Genomic DNA, 23,261 nt, shown 5'->3' on the forward strand with positions numbered 1-23,261 from the left:
GCCATGTTTTCTTAACGCGGCTCGTGCAAGCGTGGCCCTGTCCGACTACCGGGCAAGGAGTCCCCATGAGCAACGACAAGAAACCCGACTTCTCCGACGTGCAAAGCGGCGTGCAGAGCACGGAGCAGATCAAGCCAGACTTCTCCGACGTCCAGTCCAAGGTGACGTCGACCGAGGCCATCGCGGAAAGCGATGGCGGCGAACAGACCTACACCGTGGCGAAGGGAGACAACCTGTCGAAGATCGCCAAGCACTTCTACGGCAAGCAGGACTGGAAGCGCATCTTCGACGCCAACCGCGACCAGCTTTCCGATCCCGACAGGATCCAGCCGGGCCAGGTGCTGAAGATCCCCGCGCCGGAAGGCGAAGCCTGATCGCCGCGCGATCGCCGCCGCTTCAACCCCATCACAGAAAGGACATCCGCATGAAGATCAATCGCCTCCACATGGCCGTGCTGGCCGCACTGCTGGGCAGCGCCGCGCTGGTCGGCTGCAAGAAGAAGGAAGAACCCGCGCCGCCGCCGGTCGCCGCCGAACCCGCCCCCGCCGAAACCCCCGCGCCGATGGCGGCCACCGCCTCCGTCGGCAGCGTCGATCTCGGCAACGCGGTGGGCGCCGACATGCGCGTGACCGCGCCGATGACCACCTTCGCGCCGAAGGACACCATCTACGCCGCGGTCGCGACCGCCACTTCCGACCCGATGGCCTCGGTGCCCGGCAAGCTGGGCGTGAAGTGGACGCACGTGGACAGCAACCAGACCGTCAACGAGGAAACCAAGGACATCACCTTCGCCGGCGACGGCGTCACCGACTTCCAGATCAGCAAGCCGAGCGGCTGGCCGACCGGCAAGTACAAGGTGGAAGTCTCGCTGGACGGCAACGTGGTACAGACGCGCGAGTTCGAAGTGCGGTAATCGCGCTTCGTCCAACGCGACGCCAAGGGCGCGGCTTCTGCCGCGCCCTTTTTCGTGCGCCGGTTCCTGGCCGGCGGCATGCCGGCATGCGCGCCGGTTTTGCCCGCCGGGGCGGCTAGGCGCGACAATGGCGGACTTCCTCCGCGAACTCCGAGCCGCCATGTCCAAGATCCTCTACACCCTGACCGACGAAGCGCCGTTCCTCGCCACCGCCTCGTTCCTGCCGATCGTGCAGGCGTACGCGAAGACCGCCGGCGTGGACGTGGACACGCGCGATATCTCGCTGGCCGCCCGCATCCTCGCGCAGTTCCCGGATCTGCTGGGCGACAAGGCAGTGACCGACGACCTGGCCGAACTGGGCGCGCTGGCGAAAACGCCCGAAGCCAACATCATCAAGCTGCCGAACATCAGCGCCTCGATCCCGCAGCTGAAGGCGGCGATCAAGGAATTGCAGGACAAAGGCTATCCGCTGCCGGACTACCCGGACGCGCCGCAGGGCGATCGCGAGAAGGACGTCAAGGCGCGCTACGACAGGGTCAAGGGCAGCGCGGTGAACCCGGTGCTGCGCGAGGGCAATTCCGACCGCCGCGCGCCGAAGGCGGTGAAGGCGTATGCGAAGAAGCATCCGCACCGGATGGGCGCGTGGAGCGCGGAGTCGGCCTCGCACGTGGCGCACATGGAGGCCGGCGATTTCTACGGCAGCGAGCAGTCGTTCACGATGGGCGCCGCCGGCAGCGTGCGCATCGAATACACCAGCGTCACCGGCAGCAGCTTTCCGCTGCGCGGCCCGGTGCCGTTGCAGGCGGGCGAGGTGATCGACGCGTCGGTGATGAGCGCGCAGGCGCTGGCCGGGTTCATCGATGCGCAGATCGCCGACGCGAAGGCGAAGGGCGTGCTGTTCTCGCTGCACCTGAAGGCGACCATGATGAAGGTCAGCGATCCGATCATGTTCGGCATCGTGGTCAGCCGCTTCTACGCGCCGGTGCTGGAGAAGCACGCCGACGCGCTGGAAAGCATCGGCTTCGACCCCAACAACGGCATCGGCGACCTGTACGCGCGCCTCGGCCAGCTGGACGACGGCGTGCGCGCGCAGATCGAGGCCGACATCGCCGCGCTGTACGCGCAGCGCCCGGCGGTGGCGATGGTCAATTCCGACAAGGGCATCACCAACCTGCACGTGCCGAGCGACGTGATCGTCGACGCCTCGATGCCGGCGATGATCCGCGACAGCGGCCGCATGTGGAACGCCGAGGGCAAGCTGCAGGACACCAAGGCGGTGATCCCGGACCGCTGCTACGCCGGCATCTACCAGGCGGTGATCGAGGACTGCAAGGCGCACGGCGCGTTCGACCCGGCGACCATGGGCAGCGTGCCAAACGTCGGCCTGATGGCGCAGGCGGCCGAGGAATACGGCAGCCACGACAAGACCTTCCGCATCAGCGGCGACGGCGTGGTCAAGGTGATCGACGAGGCCGGCACCGTGCTGATGCAGCACCCGGTCCAGGCCGGCGACATCTGGCGCATGTGCCAGACCAAGGACGCGCCGATCCGCGACTGGGTGAAGCTGGCCGTGAGCCGCGCGCGCCTGTCCGACACGCCAGTGGTGTTCTGGCTCGACCCGCAGCGCGACCACGACCGCGCGCTGATCGCCAAGGTCGAGCAGTACCTGCGCGACCACGACACCGCCGGCCTCGACATCCGCATCCTCAGCCCGGTGGAAGCGATGGCGTTCTCGCTGGCGCGCATCCGCGAGGGCAAGGACACCATCAGCGCCACCGGCAATGTCTTGCGCGACTACCTCACCGACCTGTTCCCGATCATGGAGCTGGGCACCAGCGCGAAGATGCTCTCCATCGTCCCGCTGATGAATGGCGGCGGCCTGTTCGAGACCGGCGCCGGCGGCAGCGCGCCCAAGCACGTGCAGCAGTTCGTGGAAGAGGACTACCTGCGCTGGGATTCGCTGGGCGAGTTCCTGGCGCTGGCGGCCTCGTTCGAGTACCTCGCCAACACCACCGGCAACGCGCGCGCGCAGGTGCTGGCCGACGCGCTGGACGCGGCGAACGCGAAGTTCCTCGACAACGACCGCTCGCCGGGCCGCAAGCTCGGCACCATCGACAATCGCGGCAGCCATTTCTACGTGGCGCTGTACTGGGCGCAGGCGCTGGCCGAACAGGCCGCCGACGCCGAGCTCGCCGCGAAGTTCGCGCCGCTGGCTTCGGCGCTGACCGAAGCCGAGGCGAAAATCGTCGAAGAGCTCGTCGCGGTGCAGGGCAAGCCGGTGGACATCGGCGGCTACTACCAGCCGGACATGGGCAAGCTGTCGGCGGCGATGCGGCCGAGCGCCACGCTCAGCGCCGCGCTCGCCACGCTGGGCTGACCGTCTGCGGCGCGCGTGCCCGGATGCGTGACGGGCACGCGCTACCCTCTGCTTTCCCCTCGACCGGAGCCGTGCCATGACCCGTTTGTCCGCCGCCATCGCCGCCGTTCTCCTGTTCGCCACGGGCGCGCCGTCGATCGCGCAGGAAGCCGCCACGCAGGCGACGCCGGCCCAAGAGGACATGACGCTGGCCGCCGCCATCGCCGGCGACTGGCGCGCGCCGGCCAACGTCGCCCGCGACCGCTATCGCCACCCCGCCGAAACGCTGGCCTTCTTCGGCGTGAAGCCGACCGACACCGTCATCGAGATCAACCCGTCGGGCGGCTGGTACAGCGAACTCCTGGCGCCGTGGCTGCGCGCGGGCGGCCGCTACGTGGCCGCGGTTCCGGCCAGCGGACGCGAAAGCCCGCTGAAGGCGAAGTTCGCCGCCGCCCCCGCCCGTTACGGCCGCGCGCAGTGGCTGGACTACGACGGCAAGGCGCCGGCGTTCGGCGGCGCGGGCTCCGCGGATGCGGTGCTGACGTTCCGCAACGTGCACAACTGGGTGGCGGCCGGCACCGCCGACGCCTATTTCAAGGCGTTCTTCGATGCGCTCAAGCCCGGCGGCACGCTGGGCGTGGTCGATCACCGGGCGAAGCCCGGAACCGATCTGGACGCGATGAAGGCCTCCGGCTACCTGACCGAAGCGCTGGTGATCGAAACCGCCACCCGCGCCGGCTTCGTGCTGGAAGCGAAAAGCGAGGCCAACGCCAATCCGGCCGACGATGCCCGGCATCCGAACGGCGTGTGGACGCTGCCGCCGACCAACCGCCACGAGGCGGCCGACGACGCCAAATACCAGGCCATCGGCGAAAGCGATCGGATGACCCTGCGGTTCCGCAAGCCGGGTTGATCGACGCCGCGTGCTGATCGCCTTCAACAAGCCGTACGGCGTGCTCTGCCAGTTCACCGACCGCAGCGTGCCGCCGCGGCCGACGCTGGCCGGTTTCGGCCTGCCGGCGGGCGTGTACCCGGCGGGGCGGCTGGACTTCGATTCGGAAGGGCTGCTGCTGCTGACCGACGACGGCCGGCTGGCGCATCGGCTCACCGATCCGCGCCACAAGGAAGCGAAGACCTACTGGGTGCAGGTGGAAGGCGAACCGGACGAGGCGCGGCTCGACGCGCTGCGCCGCGGCGTCGACCTCAACGACGGCCCGACCCTGCCCGCGCAGGCGCACCGCATCGACGCGCCCGCGCTGTGGCCGCGCGACCCGCCGGTGCGCTTCCGCAAGACCGTGCCGGATGCGTGGCTGGAACTGACGATCCGCGAGGGCCGCAACCGCCAGGTGCGGCGGATGACCGCGGCGGTCGGACTGCCGACGCTGCGGCTGGTGCGGGCGGCGATCGGGCCGCATCGGCTGGACGGACTGCCGCCGGGGCGGTGGCGGGACACGGGCGTTCGCTGAACCGGGATCGCATCGCTGTTTTCCGCCGCGCGCGTTTGCTACCGTCGCCGCACTGACAGGCGCGGGGAGCGCTTCGCCGATGCCGAACCAGATCGCCAGGACCGGCCGCATTCTCGTGGTCACCGCGCAGCCGGCCAGCGCGGCCTCGATCGCCGCGCTGCTGGAGCGCCACGGCCACGCGGCGATGATCGCCGCGACCCGCGAAGAAGCGCTCGCCAGCGCCGCCGAACACGTCCCCGACCTGATCCTGCTGGACCTGCCGATGCCGGGGCAGGTCGGGCTGGAGCTGCTCGTCACGCTGCACGAACAGCCCGCGCTGCGGCCGATCCCGGTGATCGTGCTGGCCTCCGCGTCGGACCACGCGCGCCTGCTGCGCGCGTTCGAAGCCGGCGCGGTCGACTGCATCGGCAAGCCCTGCTCGCCCGAGGAAATGATGGCGCGCGTGCACGTGCACCTGCGCCTGAAGCTGACCCGCGACCGCCTGGAGCAGGTGGCGCGCGAACGCCAGGAACTGGTCACCCTGGTGGCGCACGATTTGAAGAACCCGCTGACCAGCGTGCTGTTCGCCTGCGAGATGCTGGCGCTGCCGGACTGCAAGGCGGAGCGCGCGCCGCGCTACCTGCAGGTCATCGACGACAGCACGCGCGAGGCGCTGGGCTACATCCGCAACTACCTGCAAAGCCAGGCGCACGCCTCCGCCCAGCCCGCCGGCAAGGCCTGCGCCCATCTGGGCGAAACCCTGCGCTGGCTGGCCGCGCGCTACGAACTGCAGCTGGAGGCCAGCGGCCTGCGCCTGCGCATCGAGGCACCCGACCCCGACGCCTGCGTGGCGATCGGCGGGCAGGTATTGCGCCAGCTCGGCGAGAACCTGATCAGCAACGCGCTGAAATACGCCCGCGACGGCGGCGAGCTGGAGCTGATCGCAAAGCCGGGAGCGCCCGGCTTCTGGCAACTGGTGGCGCAGGATCGCGGCCCAGGCGTTCCCGCCGGCTTCCGGCCGCAGCTGTTCACGCCGTTCAAGCGCGCGCACGAGAACGACGCCGCAGCCAGCCATTCCAGCGGGCTGGGCCTGACGCTGGCGCGGCAGATCGCGATCAATGCCGGCGGCCGGCTGTGGTACGAGGACCGCGACGGCGGCGGCGCCCGCTTTCTGCTGGAGCTGCCGGAGATCGACTGCGGCGAAGACTGCGCCTAGGGCTCAGGCGCCGTATTCGTCCTGTTCCTGCCGTTCCTGCGATTTCCGGCGCACCGCATCGACGCGGGTGGCGCGGCCTTCGATCAACACCTGCTGCTTGGCGCGGCGGCGTGCCGCCAGCCACAGCAGGCCGGCGCCGGCGACCGCCGCGCCCACCAGCACCGGGTTGCGGCGCACGAATCCGCCCGCGACCTTCGAACCGGCGCGCAGCGCGCCGAGCGCAGCGCCGGTTTCCACCCAGTGCATCGCCTTGTCCGGCATTTTGCTGCGCAGGCCGTCGCCGATCTCGCCGATCAGCTCCATCGCGCGATCCTGCGCCTTGTCCAGTTTGCCCATGGTGCGCTCCTCAGGATTGGTGGCTGCGCCGCAGTGTCGTCGCCGCCGCGTTCATGGCGCGTGATTGTTGCGCTGCCCCTTGCGGATGCGGAGCTGTCCCATCGTGCAAAAAGCATTTGGACGCGGATCAACGCGGATGAAAGGCGGATGCCTGTGGTTCGATGCGCATCTTCCGCGTTGATCCGTGTCCAAAAGGCTGTTGCCGCTTCTCTCGCATCCAAGGGCAGGTCGGCATCACGTCCCGCGCGGCTTGACCCGATGCGTCGCCGTGGCGCTCCAGGGATCGTCCGGCCACGGATGCTTGGGATAGCGCCCCTTCATTTCCTTCTTCACTTCCGGATAGGTGCGCTCCCAGAACCCGTGCAGGTCCTGGGTCACCTGCAGCGGGCGGCCGGCGGGCGAGAGCAGGTGCAGGGTGAGCGGGACGCGGCCGTCGGCGACGCGCGGGGTTTCCGCCAGTCCGAACAGTTCCTGCAGCTTCACCGCCAGCACCGGCGAGGCCGGTTCGCCATGGTCGTCCAGCGCGTAGTCGATGCCGCGCTGCATGCCGGAAGGCACTTCGATCCGGGTCGGTGCGAGCTGGTCGATGCGCTGGCGCAGGTTCCAGTCGACGCCGGATTTCAGCGCCTCGGCCAGTTCGTCGCCGCCCAGCGCGTCCAGCCGGGTCTTGCCGGCGAAGGCGGGTTTCAGCCAATCGTCCAGCGACGCCAGCAGTGCGGCGTCGGACAGATCCGGCAGCGCGAGCTCGGGCAGCCAAGCGCGCAGGCACTGCACGCGGATGCGCCACTGCGACAGCGCCTCGCTCCAAGGCAGCGCGGACAGGCCGAGCTCGCGCACCGCCGCCGTCAACGCGGCGGCGGCCAGCGCGGGATCGGCGCGGCCGGCGGATTTCGCCGCCAGCACGATGCCGTTGAAGCGGGCGATGCGTTCGCTGACCAGCGCGCGCCTGTCCGCGTCCCAGCGCACTTCGTCGGCCTCGGAAAAATGCGCGGCGAACTCGCGCCGCAGCGCCGCTTCGTCGACCGGCGCACCGCGCAGCAGCAGCGCGTCCTTGGCCTCGAAGCGCAGCTCGCTGGCGACCAGCCATGGCTCGCCGTACAGCGCGCTGTCGTCGAACAACCGCGCGCTGCGGCCGTTCGCCAGCAGATAGCGGCGCGGGTCCTGCGGATGCTGTTTCGCGATGCGGTCCGGAAACGCATGCGCCAGCAGGTCGCCGATCGCGTGCGCCGGTGCGGACGCGGGCGGCGGCGCGTCGCAGCGCAGGCGGCGACGCCACTGCTTCGCGGCGGCGTCGATGGCGGCGAGGCCGGAACGGCTGGCGTCCGCACCCACACGGCCATTGCGGAACGCGGCCAGCGCCTGCCAGCGCGGCGCCAGCGCGTCGGAACGCGAGCGCAAGGGATCGCGCGCCTCGACCAGCGCGGCGATGTCGCAGGCCAGCGCGAGGCGCGACGGATCGTCCGCCGCCAGCAGCATCGCGGCGAGGCGCGGATGCGTGCCCAGCGCCAGCATCCTCCTGCCGCGCGGCGTGAGCCTGCCGGCCTTGTCCAGCGCATCCAGCCGATGCAGCAGATCGCGGCCCGCCGCCAGCGCGCCGGCCGGCGGCGGATCGACGAAGCGCAGGTCGGCGCTGCCCCAGGCCGCCAGTTCCAGCGGCAGCGACGCCAGTTCGACCTGCGCGATTTCCGGACGGCGCTGCGGCTCCAGTCGCTGCGACTGCGGCCACAGCCGATACGCCCAGCCGTCGGCGACGCGGCCCGCGCGGCCCGCACGCTGATCGGCGGACGCCTGCGAAATGGACACCGTTTCCAGCCGCGAGAAGCCGCTGTTCGGATCGAAGCGCGGCTCGCGCGCCAATCCGCTGTCGATCACCACGCGCACGCCCGGCAGCGTCACCGAGGACTCGGCCACGTTGGTCGCCAGCACTACCCGGCGGCGGCCGTCGGATGCGGGCTGCAGGACGCGCGACTGCTGTTCGATCGGGAGTTCGCCGTGCAGGGCGAGCACTTCAATGCCCTGCTCCTCCCCTTTCGCGAAGCGAAGGGGGAGGTCGGGAGGGGGTGGCTTTTGTCCATCCACGGAAGAGCACCCCTCCCCAGCCCTCTCCTTCGCTTCGCGAAAGGGAGGGAGCAGGGCCGACACCTTCGCGATCTCGCGCTGCCCCGGCAGGAACACCAGCAGATCGCCGGGATGCGTGGCCAACGCCTGCTCGACGGCGCGACGGACCTGATGCTCCAGCGCCTCGTCGCGGCGCGCCGGAAAATGCGCAACCTCGACCGGGAAGCTGCGGCCGGCGCTGGACAGGCGCGGCGCATCGAGGAACGCGGCAAGGCGCTCGCCATCCAGCGTCGCCGACATCGCCACGATCCGCAGGTCGTCGCGCAATCCCGCCTGCACGTCCAGCGCCAGCGCGAGGCCGAGGTCGCCAGCCAGGTGGCGCTCGTGGAACTCGTCGAACAGCAGCGCGCCGACGCCGTCCAGCCCGCTCCCACCAAGCTCGGGATCGTCCTGCAGCATGCGGGTGAGGATGCCCTCGGTGACCACCTCGATGCGGGTCTTCGCCGACACCTTGTTCTCGAAGCGGATGCGGTAGCCGACGGTCTCGCCCACCGCCTCGCCGAGTTGCTTGGCCATGAACCCCGCTGCGGCGCGCGCGGCCACGCGGCGCGGCTCCAGCATCACGATCTTGCGGCCCTGCAGCCACTCGGCAGCCAGCAGCGCCAGCGGCACCTGCGTGGTCTTGCCCGCGCCGGGCGGCGCTTCCAGCACCAGCCGGGGATGCGCGGCGAGCGAGGCGACGATGTCCGGCAGCAGCGGCGTGATCGGAAATTGCATGCGCGCATTTTCTCGCTTTTTGCCCGTCATTCCCGCGAAGGCGGGAATCCAGTTCTGGCTTTTTTGCTTCGAAGAGAAGATCAAAAGCTGGATTCCCGCCTTCGCGGGAATGACGCGCTGAGCACACTCTTACAATAGACGCATGCAGCTCATCGACATCGGCCTGAATCTCACCCACGACAGCTTCGACCGCGACCGCGATGCGGTGTGGCAGCGCGCGCGCGACGCCGGCGTGACCCGCGCCATCCTCACCGGCGCCAGCCGCGAGCATTCGCCGAAGGCGCTGGAACTGGCCCGCACCCGCCCCGGCGAATGGTTCGCCACCGCCGGCGTGCATCCGCATCACGCGACGGAATACACCGAGGAATGCGACGCCGAACTGCGCGCGCTGCATGCGCATGCGGAAGTCGTCGCGGTGGGCGAATGCGGGCTGGACTACTTTCGCGACTTCTCGCCGCGCCCGGCGCAGCGGCGCGCGTTCGAGCGGCAGTTGCAGATCGCCGCGGACCTTGCCGTCGATGGCGTGGGCAAGCCGCTGTTCCTGCACCAGCGCGACGCCCACGCCGACTTCATGGCGATGATGCGCAACTTCGACGGCCGGCTCGGCCCGGCGGTGGTGCATTGCTTCACCGGCACCCGCGAGGAACTGTTCGACTGCCTCGACCAGGACTGGCACATCGGCATCACCGGCTGGCTCTGCGACGAACGCCGCGGCGCGCACCTTCGCGAGCTGGTGAAGCACATCCCCGCCAACCGCCTGATGGTGGAGACCGACGCGCCCTACCTGCTGCCGCGTACGCTCAAGCCGATGCCGAAGGATCGCCGCAACGAGCCTGCGTTCCTGCCGCACATCGTCGAGGAGCTGGCACGCGACCGCAGCGAGGACATCACCGCCACCGCCGCCAACAGTATGACGACGGCGGCGACGTTCTTCCGGCTTCCGGCCTGATCCCGAAAACGAAACGCTCGGCGGATGCCGGGCGTCGTTTGCTTGCGCGGCGCGCGGAAACTTACTTCGCCTTGGCTTCCATCTTCTTGGCCCAGGCTTCCAATTCCTTGGCCGCCTGCTCCATCTTCTTAACCTCGGCCGGGTCGGCCATCTTGCGCAGGCCCGCGCACTCCTCCTCGAACCTGGCCGGGTTCTGCACCTTGGCAGCCTCACCCTGCGCCAGCGCACTGCGATAAAGCACCTCGATCTCGGCAGCGCTCACGCCATTCACGGCGGCCTCGACCTTCATCCTGGCGAGGCCCGCTTCCGCCTCGGCCGGCTTGGCCACGCCGCAGACCACGGTCATCGCCGCCATCGCCGCACCCAGCTTGTAAGCGTCGGACTTCTTCAGCGTCGACGCGCTGGCCGAATCATCCTCCGTGCCCGCGGCCTCCTGCGCTTCCGCCGGAACCGCCGCAGCCGCGGCCTCCGGGGTTGTAGCGTCCTGCGCGGCGGCTTCCTTCTTGCAACCGCATACCACCACCATCGCCATACTCAGGGCCAGGGCCATCTTGTTCAAACGCACGGTTCACTCCAGCGGTCGGGGGAGCGCGAAGTGTAGCGAACGCGACTTCGATGGCGACTTCGTTTTCGTCGTCGCGACGTAGGCCTCTCGCTTCACTCCCACGCATGCTGCGTTACTCGCGGCAAAACGCCCGGCATGAGCCGGGCGTTCGCGGTGTCGCGCAAAGCGGCGCGGCTTACTTCGCCGGCGCCTCCGGCAACGGACCTTCCGCCACCATCAGCGCGCCCTGGTCGTTGCCGCTCTGGAACACGATCCAGATCGCCTTGTCGGCGCGGCGGATGACGTAGGTGTCGGCGTCGGCGTCGTACCAGTAGGCGTTCTGCATGCGGCTGAATTCCTGGCGGAAATCGCTCAACACCTTCTCGTTGGCATCCCAGGTCGCCTCGTCGAAGCTGCGCTCGGTGACGCGCACGCCGCCCAGCGCCTCGATGGCCTGTTGCACGTTCTTGCGGACTTCGAACCTGGAATAGGTCTTGCCGTCGCTGTTGTCGATCTCGTCGCTGAAGACCTTGCCTTCCACCCACAGCAGCTGGCCGCCGGTCCACACCGGCACGCGGGCCAGGTCCTTGCTGCGCGACGACAGGTTGTCGGCGTAGTCGAACTCGTAGCCCGCCGGCAGCGCGACGTAGGGCCACGCCGGCAGCGGCTTGTCGCTGACCGGAATGGCGCCGATGTCGAAGGCGGCGGCAGCAGCGGTGGCAGCCGGTGCGGCGGCGGGCGCCGTGTCCGCGGCAGGTTGCGCGGCGGGCGCATCGGCGGCGGCCGGTGCCTCCGCGGCGGCGGCGGCGGCCTCCGGCTTCTTGCACGCCGTCAGGGCCACGCCCACGGCCAGGCCCAGCGCCAGCATCGGAACGGCGGACTTCATCGACATCACTTCGGCTCCAGTTCGGGGGAATGAGCGGCGAAGTGTAAGCGATGGGATCGCGGCGGAAATCGCGCCCGCGTCAGCTCCGCAAGCCCACGCCGCGCTTGAGCAGCCACAGCCCCAGCGCCGACAGCGCGGCCACGAAGCCCAGCATCAGCCCGTAGGCCACCCACAGCGGCACGTCGCTCACGCCCAGCAGGCCGTAGCGGAAGGCGTTGACCATGTAGAAGATCGGGTTGGCGTGGGTGGCGGCCTCGGCCCAGCCCGGCAGCAGCTTGACCGAATAGAACACGCCGCCGAGGTAGGTCAGCGGGGTGAGGATGAAGGTCGGGACGATGGCGATGTCGTCGAACTTCTTCGCGTACACCGCGTTGACGAAGCCGGCCAGCGAGAAGATCGTCGCGCCCAACAGCACCGAGGTCAGCGTCACCAGCGGATGCGGCATCTCGACGCGGGTGAAGCACATCGCGATGCCCAGCACGATCACGCCGACCATCAGCCCGCGCAGCACCGCGCCGGCCACGTAGCCGCCCAGGATCACCCAGTTGGGCATCGGGCTGACCAGCAGTTCCTCGACATGACGGCCGAACTTGGCGCCGAAGAAGGAGCTGCTGATGTTGCCGTAGCTGTTCTGGATCACGCTCATCATCACCAGGCCAGGGACGATGAAGTCCATGTAGCGCACGCCGTCCATCTCCCGCACCTGCGCGCCGATCAGCTTGCCGAAGATCAGGAAGTACAGGGTCATGGTGATCGCGGGCGGGATCAGCGTCTGCGTCCAGATGCGCAGGATGCGCATGATCTCGCGGCGGGCGATGGTGGCGAGCGCAGTCAGGTTGGGGTTGCTCATGCCTGTGCTCCTTCGCGCGCGGTCATGCGGACGAACAGTTCCTCCAGCCGATTGCTCTTGGTGCGCATCGAGCGCACCCGGATGCCGGCGGCGTCGAAGGCGGCGAACACGCGGTTGAGGTCCATCGCGCGCGGCATGTCCAGGTCCAGCGTGTGCGCGTCGGTCGCCAGCAGCGTCGCGCCCTCGATCTGCGGCAGCACGGCCGGCACCTCGCCCTCGACGTCGAACAGGAAGCCTTCCACGTCGAGCTTGGCCAGCAGCGACTTCATCGGCCCGCGTTCCACAATCGTGCCGTGGTCGATGATGGCGAGATTGCGGCACAGGCTCTCCGCTTCCTCCAGGTAGTGCGTGGTGAGGATGATCGCGGTGCCGCCGGCGTTGATGTCCTTCAGCGTCTTCCACATGCCGCGGCGGATCTCGATGTCCACGCCGGCGGTGGGTTCGTCGAGAATCAGCAGGCGCGGCCTGGTCATCATCGCGCGGGCGATCATCAGCCGCCGCTTCATGCCGCCCGACAGGGTGCGGCTCATCTTGTCCGCCTTGTCCCACAGGTGCGCGTCCTTCAGCACCTCCTCGGCGCGCGCCAGCGCCTGCTCGCGCGGTATGCCGTAGAAGCCCGCGTAGTTCACGCAGATGTCCAGCGGCTTCTCGAACATGTTGAAGTTGAATTCCTGCGGCACCAGCCCGATCAGACGCATCGCCGCGCTGCGGTCGGCGTCGATGTCCACGCCGAACACCTCCACCGTGCCGCCGCTCTTGTTGACCAGCGAGCTGACGATGCCGATCAGGGTGCTCTTGCCGGCGCCGTTGGGGCCGAGCAGGGCATGGAAATCGCCGGCGCCGACGTCCAGCGAGACGCCTTTCAGCGCCTCCACGCCGTTGTCGTAGATCTTGCACAGGTCGCGCACGCGCAGCGCGGGCGCAGCGGGATCAGCCGCGGTATGGGAACTCATGCATGGCCTCGTGCGCGGAGCCCGCGCGGGAAGCCGGTAGTATAGGCAGCCTCGTGGCGCCACCCTTGCCACGCTGTGTTGCAACGACGTGGCCATCACCCATTTCCCGCTGAAACTGACCGCGCGCCGGATGATCGCGCCCACCGTGGCGCACCTGTCGTTCCTGCGCGACGACGGCGAGCCGCTGCCCTGCATCCCCGGCCAGTTCGTGCAGATCCATTTCCAGTACGCCGACGGCAGCGCCGCGCGGCGCAGCTATTCCATCGCCATCGGCCGCGACCCCGACGCCGCGCCGGACGCGCGGGTGGAGATCGCGGTCAGCTACGTCCCGGGCGGCGCGGCGACCGCGCTGTTCGAGGCGCTGGCGCTCGGCGCGACGGTCGACGCCAGCGGCCCGTTCGGGCGCTTCTGCCTGTATCCGAACGACGCCAACCGCCGCTACCTGCTGATCGGCACCGGCACCGGCATCACCCCGTACCGGGCGATGCTGCCGCAGCTGGAACGGCAGATGGCCGAGCGCGGCGTCGAGGTCGTGCTGCTGCAGGGTGCGCGCACGCCGGCCGAACTGCTGTACGGCGACGAGTTCCGCGCCTTCGCCGCAGCCCATCCGCGCTTCCGCTACATGCCCTGCCTGTCGCGCGAGCTGCCGGCCGCCGATTCGCCGCTGGCCCATCCCGACGTGCGCCACGGCTACGTGCAGAACGTGCTGCCGGAGCTGGCGCCCGACCCGGCCGCCGACATCGCCTACCTGTGCGGCAATCCCGACATGGTCGATGCCAGCTTCGAGGCATTGAAGGCGATCGGCCTGCCGGTGCCGATGATCCGGCGCGAGAAATACGTCAGCAACAAGTAGCGCCGAACGCGCCGCGCGCTCACGCGGGGCGGAAGAAGAATGAGGCACGATAACCGCACCGCGTCCGCGCACCCGCGTTCCCGATGACCCTGCATCTCCCCACCATCGCCGTCATCGGCCTGCTGCTGTACTTCGGCATCGCCGTCGGGTTCTCGCTGGTCATGCTCATGCTGCGCGGCCAGCCGGTGCCGCGCCTGTGGGCCGCCAGCCTGTGGGCCGCCGCGATCAACACCGCCATGTTCGGCCTGCCGCTGCCGATCCCGGAAGCGGCGTCGATCCTGATCCGCAACGGCTTCGGCATGCTCAGCAGCGTGCTGATGGTCGCCGGCGTGGCGATGCACGTCGGCCGCCGCCCGCCTTGGCGCGCGGCGTCGGCATTGGGCGGCGCCTACCTGCTCGGCATCGCCTGGTTCAGCCTGGTCACGCCCGACCTCGGCACGCGGCTGCTGATGTACGGCGTGGTGCTCACCGCCTTCAAGTTCTGGGAAGCCTGGCTGCTGCTGCGCCACGCGCCGGCCGAACTGCGGGTCAGCTGCCGGCTGGCGGCGACCGTGTTCCTGCTCGACGCCGCGCTGTTCCTGCTGCGCGGCCTGCTGCCGACGGCGCCCGACGCGGGCAACGAGGTGATGCGCGCGGGCCTGCCGATCTACATCGGCTATATCGGCGGCCTGTTCGTCATCCTCGCCCAGACCTTCGCCCTGATGATCCTGCTGGTCGAGCGGCAGCTGGTGGAGCTGCGCCGGCTGGCGCGCACCGACGAGCTCACCGGCGCGCTCAACCGCGCCGCGCTGCTGGACGACGGCCAGCACCAGCTCGCCCTGTGCCAGCGCCAGCAGCGTCCGTTCTCGGCGCTGCTGCTGGACCTGGATTTCTTCAAGCGCATCAACGACACCTGGGGCCACCAGGCCGGCGACGACGCGCTGCGCCACAGCTTCCGCACCCTGCGCGACGACCTGCGCAGCTACGACGTGCTGTTCGGCCGCTACGGCGGCGAGGAGTTCGTGCTGTTCCTGCCGGGAGTGGCGATGGCGCAGGCGTGCGCGCTCGCGGAGCGGCTGCGCGCAACCCTGGCCGCGCATCCGCTGGCTCGCGTAGAGCAGCCCGCGATTCCGCTGACCGTGAGCATCGGCGTATCCGAGGCCGATGTCGGCGCGAGCCTCGACCAGCTGCTGGCGCGGGCCGACGCTGCGCTCTACCGGGCCAAGGCGAGTGGCCGCAACCGGGTGGTCTGCGACGAGCTGGCGGCTGGCGCGGGCGGAACCGCCTGAGGAGTCCACAGCGGTATCGCTTTACCACTGCTGTCGACATAGCCGCTCAAGGGCCGCCCGCTTCAACGCATGCTCCTCCTCCTTCCTAGAAAAGGAGGAGTTACACGTTGCTGTGCATCTACACTCAGCGCTTGACCAGCTCCACGCGCCGGTTCTTCGCCTTGCCCTCACCCGTGCCGTTGTCGGCCACCGGCCGCGCGGAACCGAAGCCTGCAGCGCTCAAGCGCGCGGCGTCGATGCCCTTGCCGGTCAGCAACACAACGACTGCCTTAGCGCGTTCCTCGGAAAGCTGCTGATTGTGCGCGGCGTCGCCGGTGTTGTCGGTATGGCCGTTAATGGCGAGCTTGAGCGAAGGATCATCCTTCAGCAGTGCGGCGACCTGCTCGATCTGCGGCAACGAGTCCGGCAGCACATCGGTCTTGTCGGTGGCGAAGTTGACCTGCAGCGCCACCTTACCGACCGCGTCCAGCTGCTTCTTTATTTCGCTCGCAGGCAGCAGCTGCGCGGTCTGCTGGAACGCTTTCTCTTGACCGACGATGATGCCGCCCTGGGTCGTGCCTTGGGCGAAATGGATCCAGATATTGCCGTCGTTGCGGCGCACCAAGTACGTCTTGACCTTCACGTCTTCGCTGTAGACATCGCCCAGCCCCTTGAGGAACCCCATGGTGATCTCTTCGCCCCAGCCGTTGACGGTCTCGTAGGGAATGTGTTCGTCCGAAACCTTCGACCCGCCTATTTGCTCGACTTGGGCTTCCAGGTTCCTGAGCAACTCGTAAGGGTTGTATTCGCCTTCCTCGTCCGGATAGACGTTGACCAGATAGAAGCGCCCTTCCACCCAATGCGCCTGGGCCTTCACCCAGAACGGGAAGCGCGCGAACCGCTTGGTTTCAGGTTCCCCGTTGCTCATGTAGCCCGGCGGAAGGCTGATGTAGGGGAAGTCGCCCAAGGTCGCCGTGCTCACCGGAATCGCCGAGATGTCGAACTCGGCCGGTTTCGAGCTTTCCTCGGCCTTGGCCTTCTTCGCATCGATGGCTTTTTCCAGCGCCGACGCGTCCGCGTTCTTTATTGTTTCGTTCGTTTTTTCGTTTTTGCAGCCAGGCAGCAGCGCTGCCGCGATGGCCGCAGCCATGCCCATCGCCAATCCGATTTTTTCCAAACGCATCTATCGCTCCTTGAGTCTGCAAATCATGATTTTAGCGAACGCCCCAAGACGGACGTCGCGCTATCTGGAGTCCGCAGGATCCGTCGGCACCGGCCTCTCGAACAGCGCATCCGGCAGCGGTTCGTAACGCACCGAACGCACTTGCCAGCGCTTTCCCAATCCAGCACTAGCATCGCCTTCGTAGCCGAGCACGAAGCCGGTTTCCTCGTCCAGCCACATCCGGCCCTGCCGGGTCATGCCGGGACCGGTGGGATTCGCCAGTCGGTAGCGCCACTGCCTGGCATTGCGCCCGGCGTACACGCCTTCGCCCATGCGCTGGCAGTCGGCGAACAGGCCCTGCCCGGCGCACGGTTGTCCCGGGTCGGCGTGCAACGGCCAGCGCCCGGACGGCAACGGCAGCACGCCGCCGTGCTCGTCCTCGATCCAGCCAGCGGCCTTGCCTGCGGGCAACACCAGCGCATACGCCTTGCCCGTATTGTCGCGGAACTGGATGCGCACGGCGTCGCCGCGGAAGAACACCGTTGCCTCATCCATCGCGCCGCGCGGCCGGGTGCGGGTGAACGCGCTCAGCTGGTTGGTCAACACGCTGGCCGTGCCGGACAGCGGTTCGGCCGCCTGCACCGCAGGGAAGGCCAGCAACGTCGGCAACAACGCGGCGAACACTCCCAATCGGCTCATTTGTCCAGGTTCGCCCGTTGGTAGATGGGGCTCTGCATGCGCACGATCGCATACGCCTCGATGGGCAGGCGGCCACTGAAGGCATTCAGGGGCGAGGATTCGAACGTCCCCGCTTTCAGGTAGGCGGACTTTCCGCCCAGCACCCAGCCCACAAAGGGCACCACCAACGGCGCGTCGTACGTGACCTTCACCTTCAGCAGGTTGGCGTCCTGCACGTTCACGCCACTGCTGCCCGCGGCATGGCTGCGGTAAGCCAAGGTGTCGTTCGGCAAGGCGTACTGGCCGTTGTACTGGCGTTCCTTGAACTCGTCCCAGGCCGCTCGCGTCGGATTGACGACGGTGATCCTACCGTGCAGGAGCAGATCCGCCCGTGCCTTGGCATACGCCGCTTCCATCTCCGCCATACCGGTCTTGTGCGCGTACAGCGGCAGCATGCCCTTGGCGAAGGCGACTCGCATCTCGCCCGGATTCGCGCCGCTCACGGCGCCGGCGCGCGCGGTCATCAGCGCGGCATAGTCCAGCGTCGATTTCATCCGGTACAGCAGCGCCGCCTGCACCACCATCAGGATCATGAAGAACACCAGCGGCGCGACGATCAGCAGTTCGACCATCGCCTGACCGGCTGCACGATCACGATGCGCACCCTTGTCCCGACGCTTCGTCATGCCTGCCCGCCTTCGTGCGGAAGTTCCCGCGCGCTCCGCCATTGCCAACGTTCTCCCTGGCGAGGATGCAGGCGCGCCAATGCACCGCCGTGGAACTCCACCGTCGCCGCGGCGCCCCGGCAGGCGGACAGCCGCCACGGCGCCACGTGTTCGCGCCAGCCCACTACCATACCGGTGCGATCGAGGTACACCAGATCCAGCGGGTAGCGCATGCCGATGGTATGCACGCTGGCGCATGGCGTGATCAGCAGTGCCTGCGAGCCGTCGGCGGCCAGCGGCGGGCGCGCCAGCAATCCACGCATGCGCGACCACCAGCGATCCGCTGCCCACACTTGCGGAATGGGCGCCGCATCGCCGCGCTCGATCCGCCCCAATCTCACAGGATCCCCTCCTGCAGCATCTTCAGATAGATGAAGTAGCCGATGAACAGGAAAATCAGCGGGAAGAAGAACATCACCAGCGGCAGCATCATCTTCACCGGCGCTTCCAGCGCGAGCTTTTCCGCGCGCAGGAAGCGTTCCTCGCGCCGCTGGTTGGCCTGCGCGCGCAGAGTGTCGCTGAGGTTGGCGCCGACCTTGTCGGCCTGGATCAACGCGCTGGTGAAACTAGTGATCTGGCCGATGTCCATGCGTTCGGCCATCCGCTTCAACGCCTCCGCGCGCGGCAGGCCGGCGCGCACGTCGCGCAGCATCCGCGAGAACTCCTGAGACAAGGCGCCGGCCGGTCCCTTCGCCACCGCCTGTTCGATGCCGCCGGTGACGTTCAGGCCGGCTTCCACCGACATGGTGATGAAGTCCAGGTACACCGGCAGGTCGCGCACCACCGCGCGTTCCCGCAGCTTGCGTCTCTCGGTCAGCCACAGCATCGGATACAACCAGCCAAGGAAGCCGCCGAACACCAAACACAGCAACGCCGATCCGACATCGAGCCGCCCCAGCATCAGCAGGCAAAGCGCGAAGAACACCGCTGTCACTATCGCGCTGGACAGGCGCAGGCCGTAGAACTCCTCCGGCGTGAGCGTGTAGTCCTGGCCCGCCGCCTGCAGCTGGCGATGGGTATGCTCCAGCTGGACCACGTTCAACCGCGGCGCGATGCGCCGGGTCAGCACCGTCACCAGCGGCCACATCATCTGCATCAGTTTCGGCAGCGGATCGTAGTAGGTACGGTCTTCGAGCGCCACTTCGTTGATCGCGCCGCGCGTGCCCAGCATCGCCAGGACCACAGCCCCCGCCGCCAGCAACGCCACCAGGACAAGTATCCAGTTCATACGTCGATCGTCATGATCTTCTTGCACATGCGGTAGCCGAGGTACTCCATCACCAGGCAGACGCTGGTCACCAGCCAGCCGTGCCAGCTGTGGAACATCGGCTGCATGGTGTCGGCGTACATCAGCGACAGGTAGCCGATCAGGAACACCGGCAGCAGGGCCATCACGATGCCCTGCAGTTTGCCCTGCGCGGTCAGCGCCTTGACCTTCTTCTCCATGATCAGGCGGCGGCGCAATGTCTCGGCCAGTGTGGCCAGCGTTTCGGCCAGGTTGCCGCCGACTTCGCGCGAGATGTTCACCGCCGACACGAACAGCTCCGCATCGACGATGGGAACGCGCTTGGCGAAGCTGTCCAGCGCGGCCTCGGCGCGCACGCCCATGTGCTGCTGGCGCAGCACCAGCGCCAGTTCCTGCGCCAATGGCGGCTGGCCGTCCTGCACCAGCACTTCCATCGCCGGCGCGAAACCGACGCCGGCGCGCAGGCTGCTGGCGAGCATCTGCAACGCGTCGGGCAACTGTTCCTGGATCCGCTCGATCCGGCGCGCGCGCAGCCACACATAGATCTTGCGCGGCGCGAACACCAGCACGACCGCCGCCAGGATGGCGAACAGCCCGCCGGCCAGCAGCCAAACCAGCAGCGGAATCACCAGCAGCGCGACCGCGTTGGCCCGGAACAGCTGTCCCGGCTCCATGAACATGAACATGTCGGCCAGGTTCACCCGCGCCTGGCTGAGGAAGTTGGCGCGGTATTCGCCCAGGAATTTTTCGCCGACCCGCAGCGACAACAGCAGCACCAGCGCGGTGCCGCCGAACACCAGCGCCGCGATCAGCCAGACCGCCATCATGCGAATCCGCCCTGGTTGCGGAAGATGCCCAGGTCGACCGGCACGCCGCGTTCGGCCAGCTCCTCGTAGAACTCGGGCACCGCGCCTGTGGCGACGAAGCTGCCGACGACCTTGCCGTCCGGACCGTGGTAGCTGGTCGGCTTGAACAGGAAGATGTCCTGCATCTGGATGGTGCCGCTTTCGATGCCGGTGATCTCGGTGATGTGGCTGACCTTGCGCGAGCCGCACGGATAGCGGCGCTGGTGCACGATCAGGTTGACCGCCGAGGCGATCTGCTCGCGCACCACCGTCATCGGCAGGTCCATGCCGGCCATCATCACCATCACTTCGAGGCGGGACAGGGTTTCGCGCGGATTGTTGGCGTGGGCGGTGGTCAGCGAGCCTTCGTGGCCGGTGTTCATTGCTTGCAGCATGTCCAGCGATTCGCCGCCGCGGCATTCGCCGACCACGATCCGGTCGGGACGCATGCGCAGCGCGTTCTTCACCAGGTCGCGGATGGTGATCTGGCCCTTGCCTTCCATGTTGGCGGGGCGCGCTTCCAGCGCCACCAGGTTGGGCTGCACCAACTTCAGTTCGGCCGCGTCCTCGATGGTGACCACGCGGTCGCCATCGGGAATGAAGTTGGACAGGATGTTCAACAGCGTGGTCTTGCCCGAACCCGTACCGCCGGACACCACCACGTTGCGGCGTTCGCGCACGGCGATGGTCAGGAACTCCAGCATGCGCTCATCGAGCGAACCGAACTTGAGCAGGTCCTCGCCCATCAGTCGGCGCTTGGCGAATTTGCGGATGCTGATGCTCGGCCCGCGCAGCGCCACCGGCGGAATCACCGCGTTCACGCGCGAACCGTCCTTCAGACGCGCGTCCACCAGCGGCGAGCTTTCGTCGATGCGCCGGCCCAGCGGCGTGACGATGCGCTCGATCGCCGCGAGGCAGGCGCGCTCGGTGGAGAACACCACCTCCGACTTCTGGATACGGCCGTTGCGCTCGATGAAGATGTCGTCGTGCGCGTTGACCATGATCTCGGTGACGGTCGGATCGTCGATCAGGTCCTCCAGCGGACCCAGGCCGATGGCTTCGTCGAGCACCTGCTTGGCCAGGCGACGCGGGTTGATGTCCTTGGGAAGATCCGTGAATTCGCGCTTGAGGATGTCGTCGATCAGATTGATCGTGGTGTCGCGTAGCGCTTGGTCGTCCATGCTGCGCACGTCGGTGCGGCGCAGGTCCATCTGCCGCACCAGCGCCATGTGCAGGCGGGTGCGCCATTCGGTCATGTCCGAGGGGCCGGCGCCGCGCACGGTGATGTCGGTGGCGACCGGCTTGAGCGCGGGCTCGACGTCCTGCGGCGACAGCGATTGCTCGTTGGCCGCCTGCGGCAGCACCGCGACGCGCGCCTCGTCGCCGGCGATGCGCAGGGTGTAGTTGCCGATCTTCAGCTCGTCCCGGCCGGTGATGGGCCCCTGCTTCGCCAGCACCGCCCTGCCGTTGAGGATGATCGGCTCCTTGCCGCCCAGCGGCAGGATGAACACGCCATGTTCCTCGCGCATCAGGGTGGCGTGCCGGCTGGCGATGTTCCATCCCTGGAGCATCACCAGGTTGGCGTCGCCGCGGCCGATACCGCATTCGCGATGCATGCACTTGACCTGTCGCGGGTCGCGTCCGGGGGCGTCGATCAGAACGGTGAACATGGGCTTTCCTGCGGGCCTCAGTGGATGAGCTTGTTCTGGCGCTGGCTGATGTCGCTCTCCAGCGATTCGCCGATGCGTTCGCCCTGGCGCAACTGCTCCTGGTTCTCCGGCGATTCCGGCGTCACGATCCGCGGCGTCACGAAGATCACCAGCTCGGTCCTGTTGCCGCGGAAGGCGTCGGAACGGAACAGCTTGCCGAGGATCGGGATGTCGCCAAGGATCGGCAGCTTGTCCGCCGCCTTGGACGCGGTGCGGTCGAGCAGGCCGGAAATGACGATGGTTTCGCCCGCCGCCACGTTGATCTCCGTCTCCACGCGCCGGGTCAGGAAGCCCGGCACACCCTGCACCGTGACCGACGGGTCGATGCGGCTCACCTCGGCCATGATCGACGTGGCCACGTCGCTGGCCTTGTTGACGGTCGGACTGATGTTCAGGCGGATGCCGTATTCCTTGTATTCGACCTGGGTCTGGCCCAGCACCGAGGGGATCACGATGGGCACCTCGCCGCCGACCAGAAACGAGGCGCTACTGCCGCTCTTGGCGCTCAACTTGGGTTCGGCCAGCACCCAGGCCCTGCCGCGGCTCATCAGCAAGTTGATCTGCGAACCGATGGTGGTGGCGATGCCGAAATAGCCCTGCGGCCCCGGCACGCGCTTGGGCAGGCTGTCGCGGATCTGCTGGAAGGTGTCCTCGTCCTTCGGCAACACGCGGAAATAATCGTTGGTCGTGGCGTCCCGGATGAGGCCGCCCACCGGGCCGCTGATGGTGCTGTTCCAGCGGATGCCCAGATCCTCCACCGCGTCCTTGTTGAACTCCATGATGGTCACGTCCATCCGCACCATGGGCCGCATGCCGACCGGATCGGTGCCGGTGAGGTTGAGGATCTGCGGATACACCTTCTGCAACGCCGCGATCCGGGCGGCGATCCCGGCGTCAATTTCGCTGCCGGAGACGACCACGTTCGCGCCGACCGGGCGCACGTCGACGCCGCGCGCATCGCCCAGCAACTCGCGCACCGTCGACGCCAGCCCCTCGGACTTGCCGCCGCTCACGTCCACGCTGATGTCGCGCTGGCTGCCGTCCGCAAGCCACAGGTGCACGTTGGTTTCCCCTGCTTTGCTGCCGATGAAGACCAGCTCGCTCTTGCCCACCGTGAACACGGTGACGACTTCCCCATCGCCCACGGCGACCCGGCGCAATGCGCCCGGCACGCGCCGGATCGCAGCTTCGCCGGCATACAGCGACATGCGCGGCGCCACCAGCGGAGCGCTGGACGCACGGGTGTCGCCGGCCAACGCCTTGCCACCGGACATCCCCCCTGCCAGTTCCTGGATCGTGCCGCCCGCGGGCCGCTGCGGCTGCCGCTGCGGATCCGCGGGCGCCTGCACCGGCGCCGTCCCGGCAGTGGGCGTGTCCACCGACTGCGCCGTCGTTGCGGCATCGGCGGATTGCGCATGCGCTGTCCAGCCCGGCATCCCCACCAACACGCCGAACGCGCACGCCATCGCCACGCCGCGGCAAACGCCGCCGCGATCCTTGCTGTACCTCATCC

The 23,261-nt window shown here is 68.3% G+C and carries 24 protein-coding genes; 10 read left to right on the forward strand and 14 right to left on the reverse strand.

Features of this window, described 5'->3' with window-relative positions; all coding sequences use genetic code 11:
• Positions 1-65: 65 nt before the first annotated feature.
• The 6 genes from H9L17_RS08190 to H9L17_RS08215 all read left to right on the forward strand — a co-directional run bounded on the left by H9L17_RS08190 (position 66) and on the right by H9L17_RS08215 (position 5,930).
• A complete protein-coding gene (locus H9L17_RS08190) occupies positions 66-374 on the forward strand; it encodes a LysM peptidoglycan-binding domain-containing protein (protein ID WP_187568995.1) in 309 nt (102 codons plus the stop codon).
• Between the two features lie 50 nt (positions 375-424).
• A complete protein-coding gene (locus H9L17_RS08195; protein ID WP_187568996.1) occupies positions 425-913 on the forward strand; it encodes a hypothetical protein in 489 nt (162 codons plus the stop codon).
• Positions 914-1,073: 160 nt separating this feature from the next.
• Positions 1,074-3,290 (forward strand): NADP-dependent isocitrate dehydrogenase, encoded by a 2,217-nt coding sequence (locus H9L17_RS08200; protein ID WP_187568997.1) that lies wholly within the window; start codon positions 1,074-1,076, stop codon positions 3,288-3,290.
• A gap of 76 nt (positions 3,291-3,366) precedes the next feature.
• Positions 3,367-4,182, forward strand: a complete 816-nt coding sequence (locus tag H9L17_RS08205) for a class I SAM-dependent methyltransferase (RefSeq protein ID WP_223158035.1) — start codon at positions 3,367-3,369, stop codon at positions 4,180-4,182.
• Between the two features lie 10 nt (positions 4,183-4,192).
• A complete protein-coding gene (locus H9L17_RS08210) occupies positions 4,193-4,735 on the forward strand; it encodes a pseudouridine synthase (RefSeq protein ID WP_187568998.1) in 543 nt (180 codons plus the stop codon).
• A 79-nt stretch (positions 4,736-4,814) separates the two neighbouring features.
• Positions 4,815-5,930 carry a hybrid sensor histidine kinase/response regulator gene (locus H9L17_RS08215; protein ID WP_187568999.1) on the forward strand — a complete coding sequence of 372 codons (1,116 nt, stop codon included), beginning with the start codon at positions 4,815-4,817 and terminating at the stop codon, positions 5,928-5,930.
• A gap of 3 nt (positions 5,931-5,933) precedes the next feature.
• Here H9L17_RS08215 and H9L17_RS08220 read toward each other — a convergent pair whose 3' ends face one another.
• Both H9L17_RS08220 and hrpB read right to left on the reverse strand, forming a co-directional pair.
• Positions 5,934-6,266, reverse strand: a complete 333-nt coding sequence (locus H9L17_RS08220; protein WP_187569000.1) for a hypothetical protein — start codon at positions 6,264-6,266, stop codon at positions 5,934-5,936.
• Positions 6,267-6,500: 234 nt separating this feature from the next.
• The gene (hrpB, locus tag H9L17_RS08225; protein ID WP_425507316.1) at positions 6,501-9,131 is read right to left on the reverse strand and encodes an ATP-dependent helicase HrpB; all 2,631 of its coding nucleotides are present in this window, start codon (positions 9,129-9,131) and stop codon (positions 6,501-6,503) included.
• On the opposite strand from hrpB, the gene H9L17_RS16135 reads away from it, so the two are divergent.
• The gene (locus tag H9L17_RS16135; protein WP_281401877.1) at positions 9,100-9,222 is read left to right on the forward strand and encodes a hypothetical protein; all 123 of its coding nucleotides are present in this window, start codon (positions 9,100-9,102) and stop codon (positions 9,220-9,222) included. The two genes, hrpB and H9L17_RS16135, sit on opposite strands and share 32 nt — an antisense overlap.
• A gap of 21 nt (positions 9,223-9,243) precedes the next feature.
• Positions 9,244-10,050, forward strand: a complete 807-nt coding sequence (locus H9L17_RS08230) for a TatD family hydrolase (RefSeq protein ID WP_187569002.1) — start codon at positions 9,244-9,246, stop codon at positions 10,048-10,050.
• A 61-nt stretch (positions 10,051-10,111) separates the two neighbouring features.
• Here H9L17_RS08230 and H9L17_RS08235 read toward each other — a convergent pair whose 3' ends face one another.
• The 4 genes from H9L17_RS08235 to H9L17_RS08250 form a co-directional block, all read right to left on the reverse strand.
• Complete coding sequence (locus H9L17_RS08235) at positions 10,112-10,615, reverse strand: hypothetical protein (RefSeq protein WP_187569003.1); 504 nt, start codon at positions 10,613-10,615, stop codon at positions 10,112-10,114.
• 175 nt (positions 10,616-10,790) lie between these two features.
• Positions 10,791-11,486 (reverse strand): hypothetical protein, encoded by a 696-nt coding sequence (locus H9L17_RS08240; protein WP_187569004.1) that lies wholly within the window; start codon positions 11,484-11,486, stop codon positions 10,791-10,793.
• Between the two features lie 73 nt (positions 11,487-11,559).
• Entirely contained in the window at positions 11,560-12,330 is a 771-nt protein-coding gene (locus H9L17_RS08245; protein ID WP_187569005.1) for an ABC transporter permease, read from the reverse strand.
• Positions 12,327-13,283, reverse strand: coding sequence for an ABC transporter ATP-binding protein (locus H9L17_RS08250; RefSeq protein ID WP_187569006.1), 957 nt, complete (start codon positions 13,281-13,283; stop codon positions 12,327-12,329). Before H9L17_RS08250 ends, H9L17_RS08245 begins: the two co-directional genes overlap by 4 nt.
• A gap of 130 nt (positions 13,284-13,413) precedes the next feature.
• On the opposite strand from H9L17_RS08250, the gene H9L17_RS08255 reads away from it, so the two are divergent.
• Together H9L17_RS08255 and H9L17_RS08260 are read left to right on the forward strand one after the other, a co-directional pair.
• The gene (locus tag H9L17_RS08255; RefSeq protein ID WP_246455210.1) at positions 13,414-14,136 is read left to right on the forward strand and encodes an FAD-binding oxidoreductase; all 723 of its coding nucleotides are present in this window, start codon (positions 13,414-13,416) and stop codon (positions 14,134-14,136) included.
• 83 nt (positions 14,137-14,219) lie between these two features.
• Positions 14,220-15,404, forward strand: a complete 1,185-nt coding sequence (locus H9L17_RS08260; protein ID WP_187569007.1) for a GGDEF domain-containing protein — start codon at positions 14,220-14,222, stop codon at positions 15,402-15,404.
• A 124-nt stretch (positions 15,405-15,528) separates the two neighbouring features.
• Here H9L17_RS08260 and H9L17_RS08265 read toward each other — a convergent pair whose 3' ends face one another.
• The 8 genes from H9L17_RS08265 to H9L17_RS08300 are packed head-to-tail and all read right to left on the reverse strand — an operon-like array spanning position 15,529 to position 23,259.
• Positions 15,529-16,566 (reverse strand): OmpA family protein, encoded by a 1,038-nt coding sequence (locus H9L17_RS08265; protein WP_246455049.1) that lies wholly within the window; start codon positions 16,564-16,566, stop codon positions 15,529-15,531.
• Between the two features lie 60 nt (positions 16,567-16,626).
• Positions 16,627-17,244 (reverse strand): hypothetical protein, encoded by a 618-nt coding sequence (locus H9L17_RS08270; protein ID WP_187569008.1) that lies wholly within the window; start codon positions 17,242-17,244, stop codon positions 16,627-16,629.
• On the reverse strand, positions 17,241-17,909 hold the full coding sequence (locus H9L17_RS08275; protein WP_187569009.1) for a TadE/TadG family type IV pilus assembly protein: 669 nt from the start codon (positions 17,907-17,909) through the stop codon (positions 17,241-17,243). The genes H9L17_RS08270 and H9L17_RS08275 overlap by 4 nt, the downstream gene beginning before the upstream one ends.
• On the reverse strand, positions 17,906-18,289 hold the full coding sequence (locus H9L17_RS08280) for a DUF192 domain-containing protein (protein WP_187569010.1): 384 nt from the start codon (positions 18,287-18,289) through the stop codon (positions 17,906-17,908). Before H9L17_RS08280 ends, H9L17_RS08275 begins: the two co-directional genes overlap by 4 nt.
• The gene (locus tag H9L17_RS08285) at positions 18,286-19,176 is read right to left on the reverse strand and encodes a type II secretion system F family protein (protein WP_187569011.1); all 891 of its coding nucleotides are present in this window, start codon (positions 19,174-19,176) and stop codon (positions 18,286-18,288) included. Before H9L17_RS08285 ends, H9L17_RS08280 begins: the two co-directional genes overlap by 4 nt.
• Positions 19,173-20,018 carry a type II secretion system F family protein gene (locus tag H9L17_RS08290; protein ID WP_187569012.1) on the reverse strand — a complete coding sequence of 282 codons (846 nt, stop codon included), beginning with the start codon at positions 20,016-20,018 and terminating at the stop codon, positions 19,173-19,175. The genes H9L17_RS08285 and H9L17_RS08290 overlap by 4 nt, the downstream gene beginning before the upstream one ends.
• Positions 20,018-21,709, reverse strand: a complete 1,692-nt coding sequence (locus H9L17_RS08295) for a TadA family conjugal transfer-associated ATPase (RefSeq protein WP_187569013.1) — start codon at positions 21,707-21,709, stop codon at positions 20,018-20,020. Before H9L17_RS08295 ends, H9L17_RS08290 begins: the two co-directional genes overlap by 1 nt.
• 17 nt (positions 21,710-21,726) lie before the next feature.
• Complete coding sequence (locus tag H9L17_RS08300; protein ID WP_246455051.1) at positions 21,727-23,259, reverse strand: type II and III secretion system protein family protein; 1,533 nt, start codon at positions 23,257-23,259, stop codon at positions 21,727-21,729.
• Between the last annotated feature and the right edge of the window lie 2 nt (positions 23,260-23,261).

The organism is Thermomonas brevis (assembly GCF_014395425.1).
Taxonomy (GTDB): domain Bacteria; phylum Pseudomonadota; class Gammaproteobacteria; order Xanthomonadales; family Xanthomonadaceae; genus Thermomonas; species Thermomonas brevis.